Below are 17,075 nucleotides of genomic sequence, written 5' to 3' on the forward strand. Positions count from 1 at the left end.
ATTGTGCAGTATCACAATGACATCATCCGGGCCGGCAAAGTTTCTCCTCAACGAAAATGACTGAAACGATACAGCCCGCGTTGGCGCCTAGGGCTATGTGAGCGGGCCTGCGCGTTGATGTATCAAGTTGTTACTAAAACGCACCAGATGTTGTTTTTGATGTCAGATATTTCATCATTCGGTGCAAGCTGAATGCCGCTCTCCAGCGTCGCTGGAGGTGCTCTTCCGCGGTCCAGGAGGCCGCCATGTATCGACGACTGCTGCTCACTGCATTACTCGGCCTGACCCTTTCAGCCTGCGTGCCCTACTACGATGGAGGCGCCTCTTACTATCGCTCCGAGGTGTATACCGCACCGGCACCTGCCTATTACTACGGCGGCCCTCGCTATTACGGGCGCAGCTACTACACGCCGGCGCCGCGTTACTATCCGGCCCCGCGCTACTACTCGGCGCCGCGTTATTACCAACCCGCGCCACGTTATTACCCAAGGTCTGCCTACCGGTCGTATCCGAACCAGGGTTGGGGAGGAGATCGCTGGGGCAATGGCGGTCACGGACGGGGCGGCGAGCGTGGCGGTGGGCATGGTGGCCACCGCTGAAGAAAGGCTTTGTACCCAGCGGCGCATGATGCGCCGCTTTTTTTCGTCTGTTATTTTTAGATACTGTCAGATTTAACAGCTATCTTTGCGGCTCAAGATGTATTTCACTGCGCAAAACACGGTGTGCCTGTCGAAGGGAGCCTTCTATGTCCAAACACCTTATTTGTGCGCTTTTATTGTTCGGCTGCGTCATCGACCAAGTGTGTGCGAAGCAGTTTTGTCCGGACAAATCCATGATCCGCAACGTCAATGGCTACTTTCAATACCAGCGTGATGGAGTGCTCTGGCAAGGACCCAAGATTGACCCTAACGAATACATAAACGGCTTTCTTGGCGCTGTGTTCGCGCCAGAGAAGGGGGCTGATCGGAAAGTCGGCTACGTGGAAAGGTGTGTTTATAAAAACCACCGTGAAGAGCTGGTTGTCCTGCGCCCGTGCTTATCTCGCGGTGTGAACAGCATGTCGCTGACCGATAGTTTGCATTGGGCGCTCGGCGAGAGTTCATTCGATCAGCCGGTTTATGTGTGCCAGGACAATCAGCCGGATAACTGCGCATTCACGGTCAACGATTCGCGCCTATGAACTGTCAATAATCGGACAAGTCTGCCAGAGGATTCCTACCCTCCCAGGCTTTATCGAAATGCGCCTGCACCACCGCCTCTGGAACCGTGTTGATGTCCGGCCAATGCCAGTGCGGTGTCTGGTCCTTGTCGATCAACCGCGCCCGTACCCCTTCGGCGAATTCCGGATGGCGGCAGCAATTGAGGCTCAGGGTGTACTCCATCTGGAACACCTGGGCCAAAGACAGGTGGCGAGCCCGCCGGATTTGCTCCCACACCAGATGGGCGGTCAGTGGGCAGCCTTCGCTGAGGGTCTTGCCGGCGCGAGCCAGCAGCGGATCAGCGTGATCACGCAGCAGCGCCAATGCACGCCAGGCGCAGCGTACGTCACCCACATCCAGCCAGTCGTCGATCTGCTTGCGGCGTGGCAGCCATTGCGCTTCGGGTTGCTGGTCGACGGCTTCCTGGGCCAGGGCCTTGAGCAAGCTGTTGAGCTGCATCGCGGTCTGTTCCTGCCAGTTCAACTGCAGCAGGCCGTCGAGCAATTCGTCTTGCTGGTCATCGCGCAGGAAGCGGTCGGCCAGGCCCAGGTCCAGGGCGTCGCGACCATTGATATGGGCGCCGGTCAGACCCAGGAACAACCCGAGCTTGCCGGGCAGGCGCGACAGGAACCAGCTGGCGCCCACATCCGGGTACAGGCCGATACTGATTTCCGGCATCGCCAGACGACTGGTCGGCGTCACGATTCGCACGGACGCGCTTTGCAGCAGCCCCATGCCGCCGCCCAGTACATAGCCGTGGCCCCAACAGATCAGCGGTTTGGGGTAGGTATACAGGCGATAATCGAGGCGATACTCCGCAGCAAAGAATTGCGCGGCCAGGGCGGGCACTTCACCGGGTTGTTCGCGACAGGCCTGCGCCAGGCTGCGGACTTCGCCACCGGCGCAAAAGGCCTTGGCGCCGTTGCCGCGCAGCAGTACGCAGACAATGTTCGGATCCTTGGCCCAGGCATCCAGGCGTTCGCTCAAGGCCTGGATCATCGGCAGGGAGAGGGCGTTGAGGGACTTTTCAGCGTCGAGGCTGGCGACGCCGACGCGGGCGCCACCACTGCCGGTCAGCTCTTCGAAGTGCAGGTTCATTGGGACCTCAGTCGAGAAGGTGAAGGATCAGTATGATCGCTTGGCGGGAAACTGCCGCTGATGTGTCGGATCAATTGACAAGCGGGGTCGGCTTTCCTAGGGTGCGCCCATTCTTTTTACATGATGACCCACCATGACCGAAGGCGACCGTATCAAACTCGAACCCAGCTGGAAACACGCCCTGCGCGATGAGTTCGAGAAGCCCTACATGGCCCAATTGCGCGAGTTTCTGCGCCAGGAACATGCGGCCGGCAAGGAGATCTACCCGCCCGGCCCGTTGATTTTCAATGCCCTCAACTCGACGCCGCTGGACAAGGTCAAGGTGGTGATCCTCGGCCAGGACCCGTACCACGGCCCTGGCCAGGCCCACGGCCTGTGCTTCTCGGTACAGCCTGGCGTGCCGACGCCGCCGTCGCTGGTCAATATCTATAAAGAGCTCAAGCGTGACCTGAACATCGACATCCCCAACCACGGCTACCTGCAAAGCTGGGCCGAGCAGGGCGTGCTGATGCTCAACACCACCATGACCGTGGAGCGCGCCAATGCCAATGCCCATGCGGGCAAGGGCTGGCAGTTCTTTACCGACCGGGTCATCGAGGTGGTCAGCGAGCATCAGCCACATCTGGTGTTTCTGTTATGGGGTGCCCATGCCCAGAGCAAGCAGAAGCTGATCGATGCGACCAAACATCTGGTGCTGACGTCGGTGCACCCGTCGCCGTTGTCGGCGTACCGGGGGTTTATTGGCTGCGGGCATTTCAGCAGGGCCAACAAGTTTCTTGAGCAGAGTGGTGAGACACCAATCAAGTGGGCCTTGCCATCCGTCTGAGCGCTGGCTTAAGCGAAGTCTGACGGTGAGTTTTCCTGGGGCGCAATGCTCCCTGGAAGGGCCTACCTGTTAGTTCTGACAGTATCCAGTTCCCCTCGTTTACTCGTTAACTGTGCTCCCGGCCTTCTTGCTCTGCTGTTCATCAGCATGCATTCAACGGCCAGTCACTAACCGAGTGTTGAGGAGAGTGGACATGCCTAACAACAGCCTGTCGGACGAATACTTATTTAAGAGGAAACTTCCGATTCCGAAAATGGCGGCGGAGCCTGTGGTTCCGCCACCGTTCGCGTTGCCATTATTGGGTGATGAGCAGGCCTATACCATCCCGCTCTCGGCTCAGGTGGCGAGTTTACCGGTGGAGGTCCAAACGTTGTGGGGCGGAGCGGATGGCCTGGATCCTGGTGAGGTCACGACTATTTCCTTCTATTGGGATGACGAATTGACGCCGTTCGATATCCAGTCTATTACCGCCCCTTACGATGAGCGTGATCTGCCGGTGACCGGGACCGTACCGCAGATAAAACTCAATGCACCCGGTCTGCACCTGCTGCGCTACACCGTGATGCTGGTGCCGGGCGACACGGCCGGTCCGTCAAGTCCGATCCTGATCAATATCGATAAGCAAGCGCCTAACCAGAATAATCGTGGGGCCCCGTTGATTTTCCCATCGGATGTCGAAACAGGAGGGGTGACGGATGCGTACTTGGAGGTTAACGGTGACCAGGTTGTGGCTGAAGTTCCGCGATGGTCGGACATACGTCTGGAGGATGAGGTGGTGTGCGACTTGGTGCTTTTGCCTCTGAGTAGGGCCAAAGGTAAGCGACGTGTGCTTGCGGATGCGGTCGCCCGTACCACGATCACCCAAGCTCATGTGGATGGAGCTCCCATCGAACTCGTCCTTACCGGTGACGTACTGCGCAGCCACGGCAATGCCGAATACAACGCCCGCTATTTTTTGTCTGACAGGGCGGGAAACGAGGGGCCACCTTCGCGCACTTCAGTCTTGCTGATAGATCTGACACCCACCCCGACCATTCTGCGACCCATCGAAGTGCCCCAATTGGCGATCGACGGGCTGATCGACCTGGAAGACGCCAGGGATCCAGGCCCGCCAGGCGGCGTGTATATGCATATTCTGGAAGTGGCCGGTACAGCGCCAGGCGATATTCTTCAGCCATACTGGGACTTTATTCCCTTGGGTGCTATTACCATCGGCATTGGTCAGATTTGGCCGGTGTTGGTGCCAGTCGACTACGCAACCCTTGCCAGTGGCGGCTCTGAGTTCACCGCTGGCACGATCAGAGCTGACTACACATGGCAGCGCGGAACGGGCGGACCCAGGCGCTCACCTCCCAGGTTCGTGCCTGTCAATCTGACGGTCGCAGGGCCAGTTAGTCCGGGCAACCCGGACCCGGTAAACCGGTTACTGGACAGGGTCACAGTCAAGGGTCTTGACGGCGATAACCAACTGACTGTCAACGATCGAAACCGACCCGCCCGGGTTATCGTGCCGTTGTATGCAGGCCCTGTTGCGGGCCAGTCATTGGAGTTGATGTGGGGCGACCCCGCGGTTCTTGCCGATACCTATATCGTGCGGCCTGAAGACCGGGCAGGGGACGAAATCGAGTTCTTCGTTCCCTGGGCACTGATCGAGCCAACGCCAGGCGTTGTGCCAACGTTCTACTGGACGTTCAACGGGGTCAACCGGCAGCGTTCACTCCATACCGACGTGACAGTCAATATCGTGCCGATCGAAGGGCTGCTCGATCCTGAATTTCCTGATGTCAGCGATGGGCCAGGGCCTGGAGCGAATTTCATCAACTGCGATTTGCGCCCTTGGGTCAGAGGTGTGCGGGTGAGAGTTCCCGGCGACCGCAGCCGGTTGTCGGAGAACGATACGGTCATAGTGTCCTGGGCAAGTTACGGCAACACCAATGGCCACTCAAGCGGCGTCATCCCGGAAACGATCCAGACCTTCCCCCATATCTTGACGGAAGAGGAGGCGGAACATGGGTTTGATTTTTGGGTGCCATTTGACCCCTATATCCGGCTGCCTGGGCTGGTAAAACCGCCTGAGGGACAGTCCAACCCGCGCCATGGGTCGGCGGTTGTGCAGTATCGACTCATCAAGAGCGGGGGAGGAGGAATGGGCGAGTCCGAACGGCGATTGGTATTTATCTCCCTGATTCGACCTGACAGTCCACCCTGCCTTGCTGATTGATGCCGGTGCAGTCGATGAGAGCCGGGAGGTAGCGCAGACCTCCCGTTCTTCAAAGCGGCTTGGCTCGTTCGTCTTCAACCTCTAGGTGATTAAGAACGCAGCCGAGCGGTCGTCTTTGGTGGTGGACAACAAAGCGCTGAACAGTCTCGACAGGTTTGCGCCTGTCAAGGTTGACAGTTACGAAGGTTTTGCGAAAAGCGTTAACTGCATGAAGTCAGTGCGAATTAGTTAAGTAGTCGTGAGTGGTACTGATCACTAGTCGTCCACATCTATTGGAGATACCCGATGCCCTGTCTATGCCGGGCTCTCGGTTCCTTCTACTTAGGAGTTTATAAAATGGCAAACCCAAAACGCTTCAAAAACGCCAAGGGACTTCAAACGAGCGTGAATAAACCCAATACATGGCCCACTGCCCTGACGCCTCCAGCACCTGCTGACATCCACACATTGCCGGATGTAGCGGGTGATGACCAACGGAATGTGGTAAGCGCTGAGCAACAACGGGAAGGGATACCCATCACGATACCATTATGGCCGAATCCCGCAGAGTTTCCGGGTGACTTCGACACCCTCAGGGTCACGATTGATGGGAACGAAGTTTATCTTGACGAGTTGGAGGGCCCTCTCACAGCGGATGTGGATATTGTGCTCCGCTCAGGTCGCCTTAGAAGTCATGGGCCCAAAGAAATTACCTATTCCGTTACGCTAGACGGTTTACCCCCTGGCGAGTTTTCCTTGCCGCAGGAGGTCTTCGTCGACGCGATCGACCCCAATGGCAATAACCGGCCGTCGGCTCTCCAGCTGCCGGCTGACTTGCCATCTGAAGGGGTGACGCCTGCGTATCTGGCGACCCATGGTGGAGTCACCCTGACCCTTCCCCGGCCCGTCGACTCAAGACCAGGAGATACCCTCGCGGTATTTTTTGGCGAGACAGACGATATGGGCAAGACTATTACCGTTCCGGTTACAGGGGCGGTTACCGTTATGTATACAACGGTTGAAATACAGGCTTTCGGAGAGGGTGATTTTTTAATCACCTATCAGTATATCGACAGGGCAGGTAATGCCACGCAAGTGTCGATACCCCGTACGCTCTCGGTTAGAACCAATAACCCGCCCGTGCTCCAGCCGCCGCTTGTTCCCAATGCCGGCGTTCTGATTGACAAGGAGGAGGCACGTCAGGGCGTGCTGGTGACTGTGCCCTCCATCGTCGATTTCCACCCCAACGATTGGGTACATATCTTTGCAGGCGGTATTGAGTTTGGTAGTCAGCGATTGGGCGTCACTCCAATATTTGATTTGGAATTTGTTGCCGACTATTCCACGCTGCGTGCAGGTGGCACGCTCTACAACGTCCATTTTAAGTATGAAATTCGCCGCGGCCTGGATGTGTTCCCCTCGGGGGAAACCATCGTTGCGGTGGACCTGGTGGAGCCTGGCGAACCCATCATCGGGCCGGGGCCGGTAGATCCAACTCTGGCCTTGCCTGTGGTGAGGGGGGATTCGGCGGTTGATAATTCCCTGATTGCAAGTGATCTGGACGGCACGATTCGGGTGACCTTTCCTATTTATGCCGGGCGTACAACGCTTCCGAGCACCGAGTTTATTGATGTCTATTACGGCACAGTGGGCGGCGAGATTGCCTACACGTACGAACTCACCGGCGCGGAGGCTGATGGTTTCATGGTGTCGGGGACTATCCAAAGCGCAGTAGTTGCGACTTACGGGAACGGCAATATTCCCTGCTGGTACGTGGTACGCAACGCCAACAATTACAAGGAGTCCCGCAAGCAGGAGGTAAGCGTTAACGTCTTTTCCCTAGATGGTTTGGCTGACCCCGTCTTTACCAATTTGTTCACGCCGCCACCGCCTTCCACCGAGGCGCCCTTTATCTCCTGCGTGCAAACCCCTTGGGTGACCGTGCCCATCAGAATTTTTGATCCGGTCAATCTCCAGGATAACGACATCGTCGTTATTCATGCTGTGCGATATCTTTACAATGGCGCGACACAACCGGCAACGCCGGTGGCGGGAAGTGAGCAGGACAGCCCACCGCTGGGAATCGGGCCCTCGGAACGACTCAACGGTTTCACTCACAATTTTGCCCTGCCGTACTTCGATGGCGATCCAACTAGGCGGCGTGGCTGGCTGGAGGTCAGTTGGAGCATCAGTCGCAATGGCCCACCGCCCGAGAGTGGAACTTCTGACGCCGTATCGGTGAAATGGGACATTCGCAGCAGTGGTGAAACCGGGACGTGTGCCCCCACCTTTTTGAGAAACGGCTCGCTGGGGTAGAGCGTCCATTTTTCCCAATCACCAGAAATCCCCTCTTACGAGGGGATTTTTCATGGGGGATTGTTAAGGAATATCCTACATATCCTTTCTGCTTTGCTCTCTAACCTTTGCGGCTCTTGAAAACGGAACCTGCTCGTTACGGCTCCGGTTTCGACTTGGTACTTTTTTAAGAGTCGCAAAACATGACCAATACCTCTACACCTTCGCGTTTTCGTTACACGCGGCTGTCCGCCGTGCTCAAGCTCATGGTAGCTGCCCCTCTGTGTCTATTGGGGGAGCAAGCCATGGCCGTTAAAGTCGTCGACGGGCAAAACGGCCCAGGCTTTTTCGATGTCATCCCTGGCTCACACACCGACAATTATATCGTGCAACGCGGTGGCGTCCTGAATGTGAAGCCGGGTGGCGTCACCCGTGAAATTCGCGCAACCGGCGCGTCGACCCTTAACATGGACGCAAGCCGCGTTGACAGCTATTCAACGCTCGATGCCGCGATACTTCTGCATCAAAGCAATGCCACTATCGCTGACTCACGGATCACCAGCCATTCCAAGGGCGGTCTGGATATGTCCCGCAGCCTGTCGGATGACATCGGCTCCGAGGCCACAGTGAGCAATAGCCACATTACAGGTGCCACCTACGGGGCTACGGTTACAGGGTTCAGCCATCTGCAGTTGCTCAATGGTTCGACGCTGACGGGTAGCAGCCAGGAAGGCCTGAAACTGATGGGCGGAAAGGCAACTGTCGTAGGTAGTACCGTTACCGGGGCTACCCATGGCGTCACGATGACCCGCGAGCATCGCACGGTAAAAGAGTCGCCGGTGCTGGTTCTGGAAGGCTCACGTGTTGAAGGCCTGAATGGTCCGGCCATTCTGGTGAACCAGGACATCACGGCCGAGATCGATGTGAACAACGGTTCCACCCTGGTCGGTGGAAACGGCAATATGTTGGAGCTGACCAACGGCGGCAATGCCAACATGCGCGTCAACCGCAGCGCACTGAATGGCAACATTCAAGTGGGCACCGACAGCGCCTTGGACCTTAGCCTTGACGGCGCCTTCATGAACGGCGACGTGATCAACAACGGCGGCAGTGCCAGCGTTGGCCTGCATAATGGCTCGGTGCTCACCGGTCGCCTGCAGAGCGTCGACACCTTGGCGATCAACAGCGACGCCACCTGGGTAATGGTCGATGACCAGCAAGTGGGTGACCTGCTCCTGGCCGGCGGTAACGTCAAGTTCGGCGACACCGGTACGTTCTACCAACTGGACGTGAACAACCTGTCGGGCAATGGCACGTTCATCATGAGTGCGGATTTCTCGACCTTGACCGGCGATTTCCTGAACGTCACCGGCACGTCTTCGGGCGATCATAAACTGCTGATCGCCAGCAGCGGGGCCGACCCGTTGTCGGAAGAGCGCTTGCACGTGGTGCACACCGAAGACGGCGGCGCCAAGTTCAGCCTATTGGGTGATCGAGTGGACGTAGGTACCTATTCCTATAGCCTGATCAACGACAACGAAGGCAAGGATTGGCTGTTGGACCCGGACAGCAAGGTGATCAGCCCGAGCACCAACGCAGTACTCGCCCTGGCCAATGCGGCGCCGAGCGTGCTGTACGGCGAGATGACCAACCTGCGGACCCGCATGGGTGAGCTGCGCCACAGCGATGGCAAATCGGCGGGGCTGTGGAGCCGTGCCTATGGCAATAAGTTCGAAGTGGACAACCGTGATAAAGGCGTGCAGTACAACCAGACCCAACGTGGTTTCACCCTGGGCGCCGATGTGCCGTTGTCTGGTGGCGACGGCCAATGGCTGGCGGGCTTCATGGCCGGTCACAGCACCTCGGATCTGGACCTGAGCCGCGGCAGCAAAGCTAACGTCGACAGCTACTATGTGGGCGGGTATGCGACGTGGATGGACGCGCAAAGCGGTCTGTACTTCGATGGCGTGCTCAAGTTCAACCGCTTGCACAACGAGTCAAACGTTGCCATGAGCGACGGCAAGAAAGCCAAGGGCAACTACACGCAAAATGCAGTCACAGCTTCGGCTGAAGTGGGGCGCAATATCAAGCTGGATGACGGTTACTTCGTCGAGCCATACGGCCAGTTGGCCACGGCGATTATCCAGCGCCAGAGCTACGAGCTGGACAATGGCCTGCAGGCTGAAGGTGCACGTACGGCTTCGGTGGTAGGTAAGCTGGGTGTGACCGCCGGGCGTGATATCCAGTTGGACAGTGGCGGCGTGTTGCAACCCTACCTGCGTACAGCGGTGGCCCATGAGTTCAACCAGAGCAACAAGGTGTCGGTCAACGGTAATAGCTTCAACAACGACCTCTCGGGTTCGCGGGTTGAGGTTGCAGCCGGTGTGGCCATGGCGGTATCGAAGAACTGGAAGGTGCATGCGGACGTAGAGCGTAGCATGGGCAAGAGCATTGATCAGCCTTGGGGGGTGAATGTGGGAGTGCGTTACGACTTTTGATAGCTGACGTTCTGAGTGAACAATGCCTTGCTCTGATAAAGAGCGGGGCATTTTTGTTTCCAGGTGCATGAATCTTGAATGCTCACGACCGTTACTGAGCGGGTACTTTTGTACGGGCAAAGCGGAACAGGTTTATCGGTTGGATAAACCTGTTTCCGTTGCTTTGGGCGTCGCAGGGTGGGTCACAGTTGGACTACGAACACCGTGTTGGCGGTGTAGTTGCTGACCAGGGCGAAACTTCCGCTGGGGTCAATGGCAATGCCTTTTGGCTGGACAAATCCCGTAATTATATTGATGACTTCCTCTCTGTCAGTGTCAATAATTGCCACGGAGTTGGCACTGGTCATCGTGACATAAGCCAGTGGTCGTGTTGGGTGAAAGGCCACGTCGAACGCACCTGCCAGGTTAGGTATGAGTCCAATTATTGAATTGGTGCGTGTATCGACAATTTTCAAGTTGCCCGCACCTGAATCGGGAAGATAAATCTTTGAGTCGCGCGGGCTGTAAGCTAGTCGTCGGATATCAGTGAAACCCGCAAGAGACGGGAGCGCTGCGTTGCTGGCTGTGTCGATAATCCCCATAACAGTTGCGCCGGCAGAGTATAGGCGTGTACCCTCTGGAGCAAGTGCAAAGTCGTACGCGTAACCATACCCGGCTCTCCTGAAGATTAGACTGTCGTTTGTTGTATCAATAAGGTGTAGCGTTCCGTAGTACCAGCTCGCGTAATAAAGGCGTGAGCTGTCCGCGTTGAATGCTAAAGCGCCCGTTCCATAGATTTCAAGGCCACTAATCGAGTGGCTGTATTTATTGTCGATGGTGGTAGCTACCTGAATATCGTATGCGACCTCCCCACTTACGTAAAATCTTAATCCGTCCGGGTGAAGCGCCAACCCATTTGTGTAACCCGACAGATTCGGGCTGTCCGTAAGTCTGAATGTAGTCAGATCAATCACGGACACCGTGGAGGTATTATAGTTGGCAACATAGGCAACAGTCCCCTGTGCATTGATGACAATCCGATCCGGTCCGCCGCCGACGTTGATACTGCCTACAATACCCGTCTGCGTCCTGATCCTGTAGTTCACCGGTACAAAGGGTTGTGGCGGCAGACTACCGTTATCATCCAACGACACCGACGCCTTGATTTCTAGCGTGCTGTCATTATCGAGCTTTCTCAAATATTCAGCCGGGATGGGGGTGAGAATACGATTGGCGGCAAACTCTGCGGAAGTCAGTGGGGCACCGTTACGCAACACTTGTTTCACGGTTCCATTCCCCTCAATCCATACCGGTTGCCCTACGCGGTTAAACTTCCACGCATGGATCTGCACATCATGGGGTTTGCTGGTATCAATCACCCCGCCGTTGGCCTGCGGTACGCTCACCAGGTCCCATTCCTGCTCCGATAAGGCTGCTATCTCTAGCGTTAGTTCCTCAGATTTGGTGGTCCGCCCTGTTTCGATCAAGTCATAGCTCACGGTGCAATGACCGGCCAGGTAGGCCGCGACAAACGTGCTAGGTGCAGTAAAGCTGGTGTAGTTTTCCCCGGGTGTTGGTACTGCGGGTTTTATCGGGATATTCGGTGTACCGATCCCGTCCTTGCCCGTGATATGTACCTTGAGGTCGGCGCTGGCTGGGAATGTGTCGGACACCACTCGGATGGTCACGATGGCCGGATTTGGCGGCAGCACATGCAGAGGGTTGAGGCGTGCCAGGATTGGCGAGATCGATTCGGCTTCAACCACGATGGGCGGTGGCAGCTTTCGCGCCATGCCCACGTTGATCAGCAAGGGCAGGGACTGTCGTGGAGGCACGCCGGGGACTTTGGCGTCCACTTCGAAATACAGGCTCATCGTCCCGCCATCGTTGATAAGGACAATGGTCCGTGCAATGGTGAAGGGGATGACCGCACCTTCCCAATTGTCGTCCACCTCAAACCATGGCGTGATGATGCTGCCACCTGGTTCGGAGCCGAGGGCAACTACGCGGATTCGTACGCCATCGACAATTGCTTCGTGAGGGTCAACATACACGTTGAGGTTGGCCCGGTGGGTGCCTGGATTGAACGTGAAGTCAGGCGGCACCGCTTGCAGTGTCCTGGGCTGAGGGAGCGTACCCTGAGCATTGCCGACAGGCACGGTGACCGACTCCGAAGGTGGACGTGAGTCACCGTTGATGGTGTAGTGAACCGTGAAATATCCGCCGTTCAGTTCGGCGAAGAAGGCATTTTCCAGCAGGAACAGAATATCCTCGGTCCCGGCCATGTCGCTGAATTCGGCGTAGCGAGGTGTGCCGTTGACGGTGTAACCCACTACGTTCAGAGCGATCCGGTCATTTTCCTTTTGCCCAAGGTATTTTTTAATCCGGATACGTACCGGGTTGGTGGTCTCTGGCAGCGTGTTGTCGACCAGGTCCAGTACCTGCGGAGGCGGCAGCTTACTGTCTACCGGGTCGCCATAAATGGCATATAGCACGGCGTCGGAGGGGCGATCGGGCACGTCCGGGCGATCGGGCACGCTCGGGCGAATCCGTTTGTAAGTGATCAAGATCCGGCCGGCCGGCAGGGGCAGCAGGAACTCAATTGGCAAAGGGATATTTACCCTGGTTAGGTTGATTGCAGTCACGGTGTAGCGCAGGACGAGTTCGGTGCTGACACTGGCCGCGCTGACGCCCTTGATCGACAGTTCCACGAGGTCGTTGACTGCGTAACCCTGATTACGTATTAACAGTTCAATGTTCGCGTCACCGCCAAGCGTCCGGATATCAATGAAATCCTGCTCAAGCTTGTCGTCGTAGTCAGACTCGGTGACATGCACCGCTGGCAGGAGCGGCTCAGTCCCGCTGCCGCGTTTTAATTCAAGGAGCCTGGGCGGCGAGGCACCAGGTGAGCCATTGCCGACCTTGTCAAAGACTCTCCACTCGACCGCGTGCTTGCCGTCGCTCAGCTGGCTCCAGGTGCCGTAATACACCCAGATGCTGATCGGTAAAGTGCCAGAGGCTTCGAAAGGCGTAACGGTGTGCTTGATGATCTTACCGCCGATACTCAGGTGAATCACATCGTCGGCTTTGCGGTGATGGACCTGTGGGAGTCCTCTATCCAGCGGATAGTTATCGATAACGATTTCTACTCCGGCGATAGCATGCTCTTGGGTGACAAGTTCAAAAGCTTCAATCTGCGGATCGGCGAACTTCACCGGTGCCATATTTTCGTTGTAAGGGGTGCTGTAAATGGGATCACGGCCGACAGGCAGCTCGCGATTGGCGAGGATATTGAATTTTCTGGTTTCCTCAATGTTACCCGACAGCTGTTCCACAAAGGCTTGTATCGTATTGTTGGCCTGGTCAATAAAGCGGCTGCTTTCTATGAACAGAACGGTTGGCTTGCCGAGTCGGGCCTCTTCCTCCGTGACGAGATGAAAATCCGCCTGCTCGCCGTTGATTTCAATCGAGATGAAATCGAGTTCAAACTGATCCAGGTAACCAGGCACGACACAAATCACACCGGAGGGATTGACCGCCAAGGCCGCCGCGTTGAAACCGCCATCATGTCCCGGAACGGGAGCGGTCACCGTGGGGAGAATCAGCGGTAGGTCGGCAAAGGGGAGTACGGCAAGCTTTTCCAGGCTGGAAACCTGATCCGCAGCGGGCTCGGGAACGAAATACCGGCGCAATGGAGCGTCAGGAGAGAGGCCGTCGGATGAGGTGAGCTGACGATTGTCCAACAGTGCCGGAACGCGCGGCCTGTCGTGGCGTCCATTGGGATCTTGATCGTGGGTCATGATGAGGGGCCTGCCAGTAATTATAAGGGGCAGGGTCCATTCAATGCCTTAGGCTGAAGGGTGCCTAGCTGTGAGAAATGACAGTTGGGACGAACGGTGGGCCCCCGACGGGCCACTTGGGAAGGGGTTATTGTTGACGGTTCCAGTGCCTGAACAACGGCTCTGCCAGAAACAACACAAACAACAAACGCATCACTTGCATCGCCGTCACCAACGGCACCGACAATTGCAGCGTCTCTGCCGTCAGGCTCATCTCGGCAATACCGCCAGGCATCATGCCCAACGTCAGGGAGCGCAGGTCCAGTTGGGTCAAAGCACTTAAACCCACCGCTGCAAGCGTTGCCAGCGCCATGGTCAGGACTGTGCCAATCAACGTGCGGCCCATAAACGCTGGGGCCCTGCGGAAAAACTGGCGATTGAAGTGGCAGCCCAAGCCACTGCCGATCAACCATTGGCCAACCTGGCTGCCGCCATCGGGCAGACCAATGTGCAAATCCCAGGTCACGCTGGCGAAAGCACTCACCAGCAATGGCCCGAACAACCAGGGATTGGGTTGGCGCAAACGCTGCCAGCCCCATGCGACCAGCGCACCTATCGGAAACAGCAGCGCCAGCCAGGCCCAGTCAACGGGCGCTGGATGAAACTGCGGTGCGCCACTGCTCAGCAGATACTTGAAGATCGCCGGCACACAGAGCACCACCACCAGCACCCGCAGACTTTGCCCCGCAGCGACACGGCTCAACACCGCACCATTGCGCGCGCCGAGGTTGACCATCTCCCCGGAGCCTCCCGGCATGCTGGAGAAAAACGCAGTGGCGCGGTCTTCACCGCTGCGGCGCATCAACCACACACCGACCACACTCGATAAACTGGTCACCAACGCACCGAAGAAAATCAGCCCGAAGTGGTTCATCACCTGTTCGATCACCATCGGCGTGAAGTGCAGGCCGATGCCGATGCCCACCACCCATTGGCCGCATTTGCGCCCGCCGGGAATTTCGGCCAGTTGCCATGGTGTCAGGCAACGCACCAGGATGATCGCCAGCAACGAGCCAACCATGTAGGGCAAAGGCCAGCCGACGAGGCTGGCCAGGAAACCGCCGGCCAGGCCGACCAGCGGTGTTCCCCACCATTGCTTGAAGGTGACGTCAGACATCGGCCACGGCACGACGCTGCAAGGCACGTTTGCGGTAGATGCGCACCAGCGGGAACATCAACATCAGCGCGGTCAGCACCCAGACGCCAAAGGTGATCGGGCTCGACCACAAGATGTCCAGCGCACCGTTGGAGATCGACAGCGCCCGGCGCAGGTTCTGCTCCATCAGGCCGCCGAGGATAAAGCCCAGCAATACCGGCGACAGCGGGAAGTCCAGCTTGCGCAGGATGTAGCCGAAGATGCCGATACCGACCATCAGGAACAGGTCGAACGTGGTGGCGTGAACCGCGTATACACCAATCGCGGTGATGATGGCGATCACCGGCACCAGCGCCCAGTTCGGCACGGCGAGGATACGCGTGAAGATGCGGATCATCGGGATGTTGAGGATCACCAGCATGATGTTGGCGATGAACAACGACGCGATCAGGCCCCAGACGATGTCCGGTTGTTGTTGGAACAGCAGCGGGCCGGGCGTGATGTTGTACAGCGACAGGGCGCCGATCATCACGGCGGTAGTGCCCGAGCCGGGTACGCCCAGGGTCAGCATCGGTACGAGCGCGCCGCAGGCGGATGCGCCGATCGCGGTTTCCGGGGCGGCCAGGCCACGCATGTCGCCCTGGCCGAATTTGCCGCTGGCGCCAGCCAGGCGTTTTTCGGTCATGTAGGCCACGGCGGACGCCAAGGTAGCACCGGCACCCGGCAATACGCCCATGATGAAACCGAGCAAGCCGCAGCGGATATTAACCACGAACACCGCACCGGCTTCCTTCAGGTTGAACATCATGCGTCCGGTGGCCTTGACCGCTTCCTGGCCACGGTGGGTTTTTTCCAGCAGCAACAGGATCTCACTGATGGAAAACAGGCCCAGTACCAACACCACGAACTGGATGCCGTCGGTAAGGTGGATGTTGTCGCCGGTAAACCGATACACGCCGCTGTTGGCGTCAATGCCCACTGCGGAGAGGAACAGGCCAATCAGCGCCGCGACGAAGGTCTTCAGCGGCTTGTCGCCCGCCATGCCGCCCAGGCACACAATCGCGAACACCATCAGCACGAAATACTCCGCCGGGCCGAAGGCAATTGCCCATTTGGCCAGCAGCGGGGCAAACAGCACCATGCCGCAGGTGGCGATAAAGGCACCGATGAACGAGCTCCACGCCGACAGTGACAGCGCCACGCCAGCCAGGCCTTTGCGGGCCATCGGGTAGCCGTCGAGGGTGGTCATCACGGTGGAGGCTTCGCCCGGAATATTGAGCAGGATCGAGCTGATACGGCCGCCGTATTCGCAGCCCAGGTACACCGCTGCAAGCAGGATCAAGGCCGACTCGGGCGGCAGGCCCAGGGCGAATGCAATGGGGATCAACAGTGCCACGCCATTGATCGGCCCCAGGCCCGGCAACAGGCCCACCACGGTGCCGATCAGCGTGCCGCACAGGGCGGTCACCAGGTTGTACGGGCTCAGCGCGACGCCGAAGCCCTGGCCCAAATAGCCAAAAGTATCCATATCAGTTCTCCAGTACGTCGAGCAGTCCGAGGGGCAGCGGCACATCCATGGCTTTGTCGAACAGCAGGTACAGGCCGATGGCCATCAGGCCGACGATCACCACGCTGGGCAGCCAACGTCCGCCGTACAGGCGCGCCATCGGGATACCGATCAGCATGCTGCTGAGGATGAAACCCAGCGATTCGAAGGTGGCGGCGAACACAATCAGCAGCGTGACGCAAATGCCGATCTTGATCAGCGTGTCGCGGTCCAGCGCCGGTTCTTCTTCGGTGTGCTTGGTCGGCTGCGGGCGAAACAGCATGTAGATCAGCGCCAGGCTCATCAGCCCGAGCATCAGCAGCGGATAGGCGCGGGGCCCGACCGGCTCGTATGAAAACGCCGCCTGATACGGCCAGGCCATCAGGGCGAGGCCGGCGCAGGCCAGCAGCAGTATGGCGGCAAAAATGCGTTGTGAGAGCATGGTGAACTCCTGGGCCACGCCGCTTGTGTAAGCGGGCGTGGCCGCGCGAAAGAGGTG

The 17,075-nt window shown here is 57.8% G+C and carries 11 protein-coding genes; 6 read left to right on the forward strand and 5 right to left on the reverse strand.

Annotated features, from left to right (window positions below):
* Positions 1 to 245: 245 nt before the first annotated feature.
* Complete coding sequence (locus tag SC318_RS07200; RefSeq protein ID WP_320430211.1) at positions 246 to 599, forward strand: hypothetical protein; 354 nt, start codon at positions 246 to 248, stop codon at positions 597 to 599.
* A 146-nt stretch (positions 600 to 745) separates the two neighbouring features.
* Positions 746 to 1,180: a DUF3757 domain-containing protein gene (locus SC318_RS07205; RefSeq protein WP_320430212.1), complete on the forward strand. Its 435-nt coding sequence runs from the start codon at positions 746 to 748 to the stop codon at positions 1,178 to 1,180.
* A 4-nt stretch (positions 1,181 to 1,184) separates the two neighbouring features.
* Here the strand turns inward: SC318_RS07205 and SC318_RS07210 are convergent, their stop codons facing one another.
* The gene (locus tag SC318_RS07210; protein WP_320430213.1) at positions 1,185 to 2,297 is read right to left on the reverse strand and encodes an enoyl-CoA hydratase/isomerase DspII; all 1,113 of its coding nucleotides are present in this window, start codon (positions 2,295 to 2,297) and stop codon (positions 1,185 to 1,187) included.
* Positions 2,298 to 2,430: 133 nt separating this feature from the next.
* Here SC318_RS07210 and ung point away from each other — a divergent pair, with 133 nt between their 5' ends.
* From ung to SC318_RS07230, 4 genes are all read left to right on the forward strand, one after another.
* A complete protein-coding gene (gene ung, locus SC318_RS07215) occupies positions 2,431 to 3,123 on the forward strand; it encodes a uracil-DNA glycosylase (RefSeq protein WP_320430214.1) in 693 nt (230 codons plus the stop codon).
* 193 nt (positions 3,124 to 3,316) lie between these two features.
* Positions 3,317 to 5,344: a hypothetical protein gene (locus SC318_RS07220; RefSeq protein WP_320430215.1), complete on the forward strand. Its 2,028-nt coding sequence runs from the start codon at positions 3,317 to 3,319 to the stop codon at positions 5,342 to 5,344.
* A 336-nt stretch (positions 5,345 to 5,680) separates the two neighbouring features.
* The gene (locus SC318_RS07225) at positions 5,681 to 7,639 is read left to right on the forward strand and encodes a hypothetical protein (protein WP_320430216.1); all 1,959 of its coding nucleotides are present in this window, start codon (positions 5,681 to 5,683) and stop codon (positions 7,637 to 7,639) included.
* A gap of 245 nt (positions 7,640 to 7,884) precedes the next feature.
* The gene (locus SC318_RS07230) at positions 7,885 to 10,116 is read left to right on the forward strand and encodes an autotransporter outer membrane beta-barrel domain-containing protein (protein ID WP_413817636.1); all 2,232 of its coding nucleotides are present in this window, start codon (positions 7,885 to 7,887) and stop codon (positions 10,114 to 10,116) included.
* A gap of 182 nt (positions 10,117 to 10,298) precedes the next feature.
* Here SC318_RS07230 and SC318_RS07235 read toward each other — a convergent pair whose 3' ends face one another.
* The 4 genes from SC318_RS07235 to SC318_RS07250 form a co-directional block, all read right to left on the reverse strand.
* Positions 10,299 to 13,895 (reverse strand): YncE family protein, encoded by a 3,597-nt coding sequence (locus SC318_RS07235; RefSeq protein WP_320430218.1) that lies wholly within the window; start codon positions 13,893 to 13,895, stop codon positions 10,299 to 10,301.
* A gap of 127 nt (positions 13,896 to 14,022) precedes the next feature.
* Positions 14,023 to 15,051, reverse strand: coding sequence for an AbrB family protein (locus SC318_RS07240; protein ID WP_320430219.1), 1,029 nt, complete (start codon positions 15,049 to 15,051; stop codon positions 14,023 to 14,025).
* A complete protein-coding gene (locus tag SC318_RS07245) occupies positions 15,044 to 16,558 on the reverse strand; it encodes a tripartite tricarboxylate transporter permease (RefSeq protein ID WP_306492022.1) in 1,515 nt (504 codons plus the stop codon). Before SC318_RS07245 ends, SC318_RS07240 begins: the two co-directional genes overlap by 8 nt.
* Before the next feature lies 1 nt (position 16,559).
* Positions 16,560 to 17,018, reverse strand: coding sequence for a tripartite tricarboxylate transporter TctB family protein (locus tag SC318_RS07250; RefSeq protein WP_306492023.1), 459 nt, complete (start codon positions 17,016 to 17,018; stop codon positions 16,560 to 16,562).
* Between the last annotated feature and the right edge of the window lie 57 nt (positions 17,019 to 17,075).

It is taken from the genome of Pseudomonas sp. MUP55 (genome assembly GCF_034043515.1).
In the GTDB taxonomy this organism is placed as follows: domain Bacteria; phylum Pseudomonadota; class Gammaproteobacteria; order Pseudomonadales; family Pseudomonadaceae; genus Aquipseudomonas.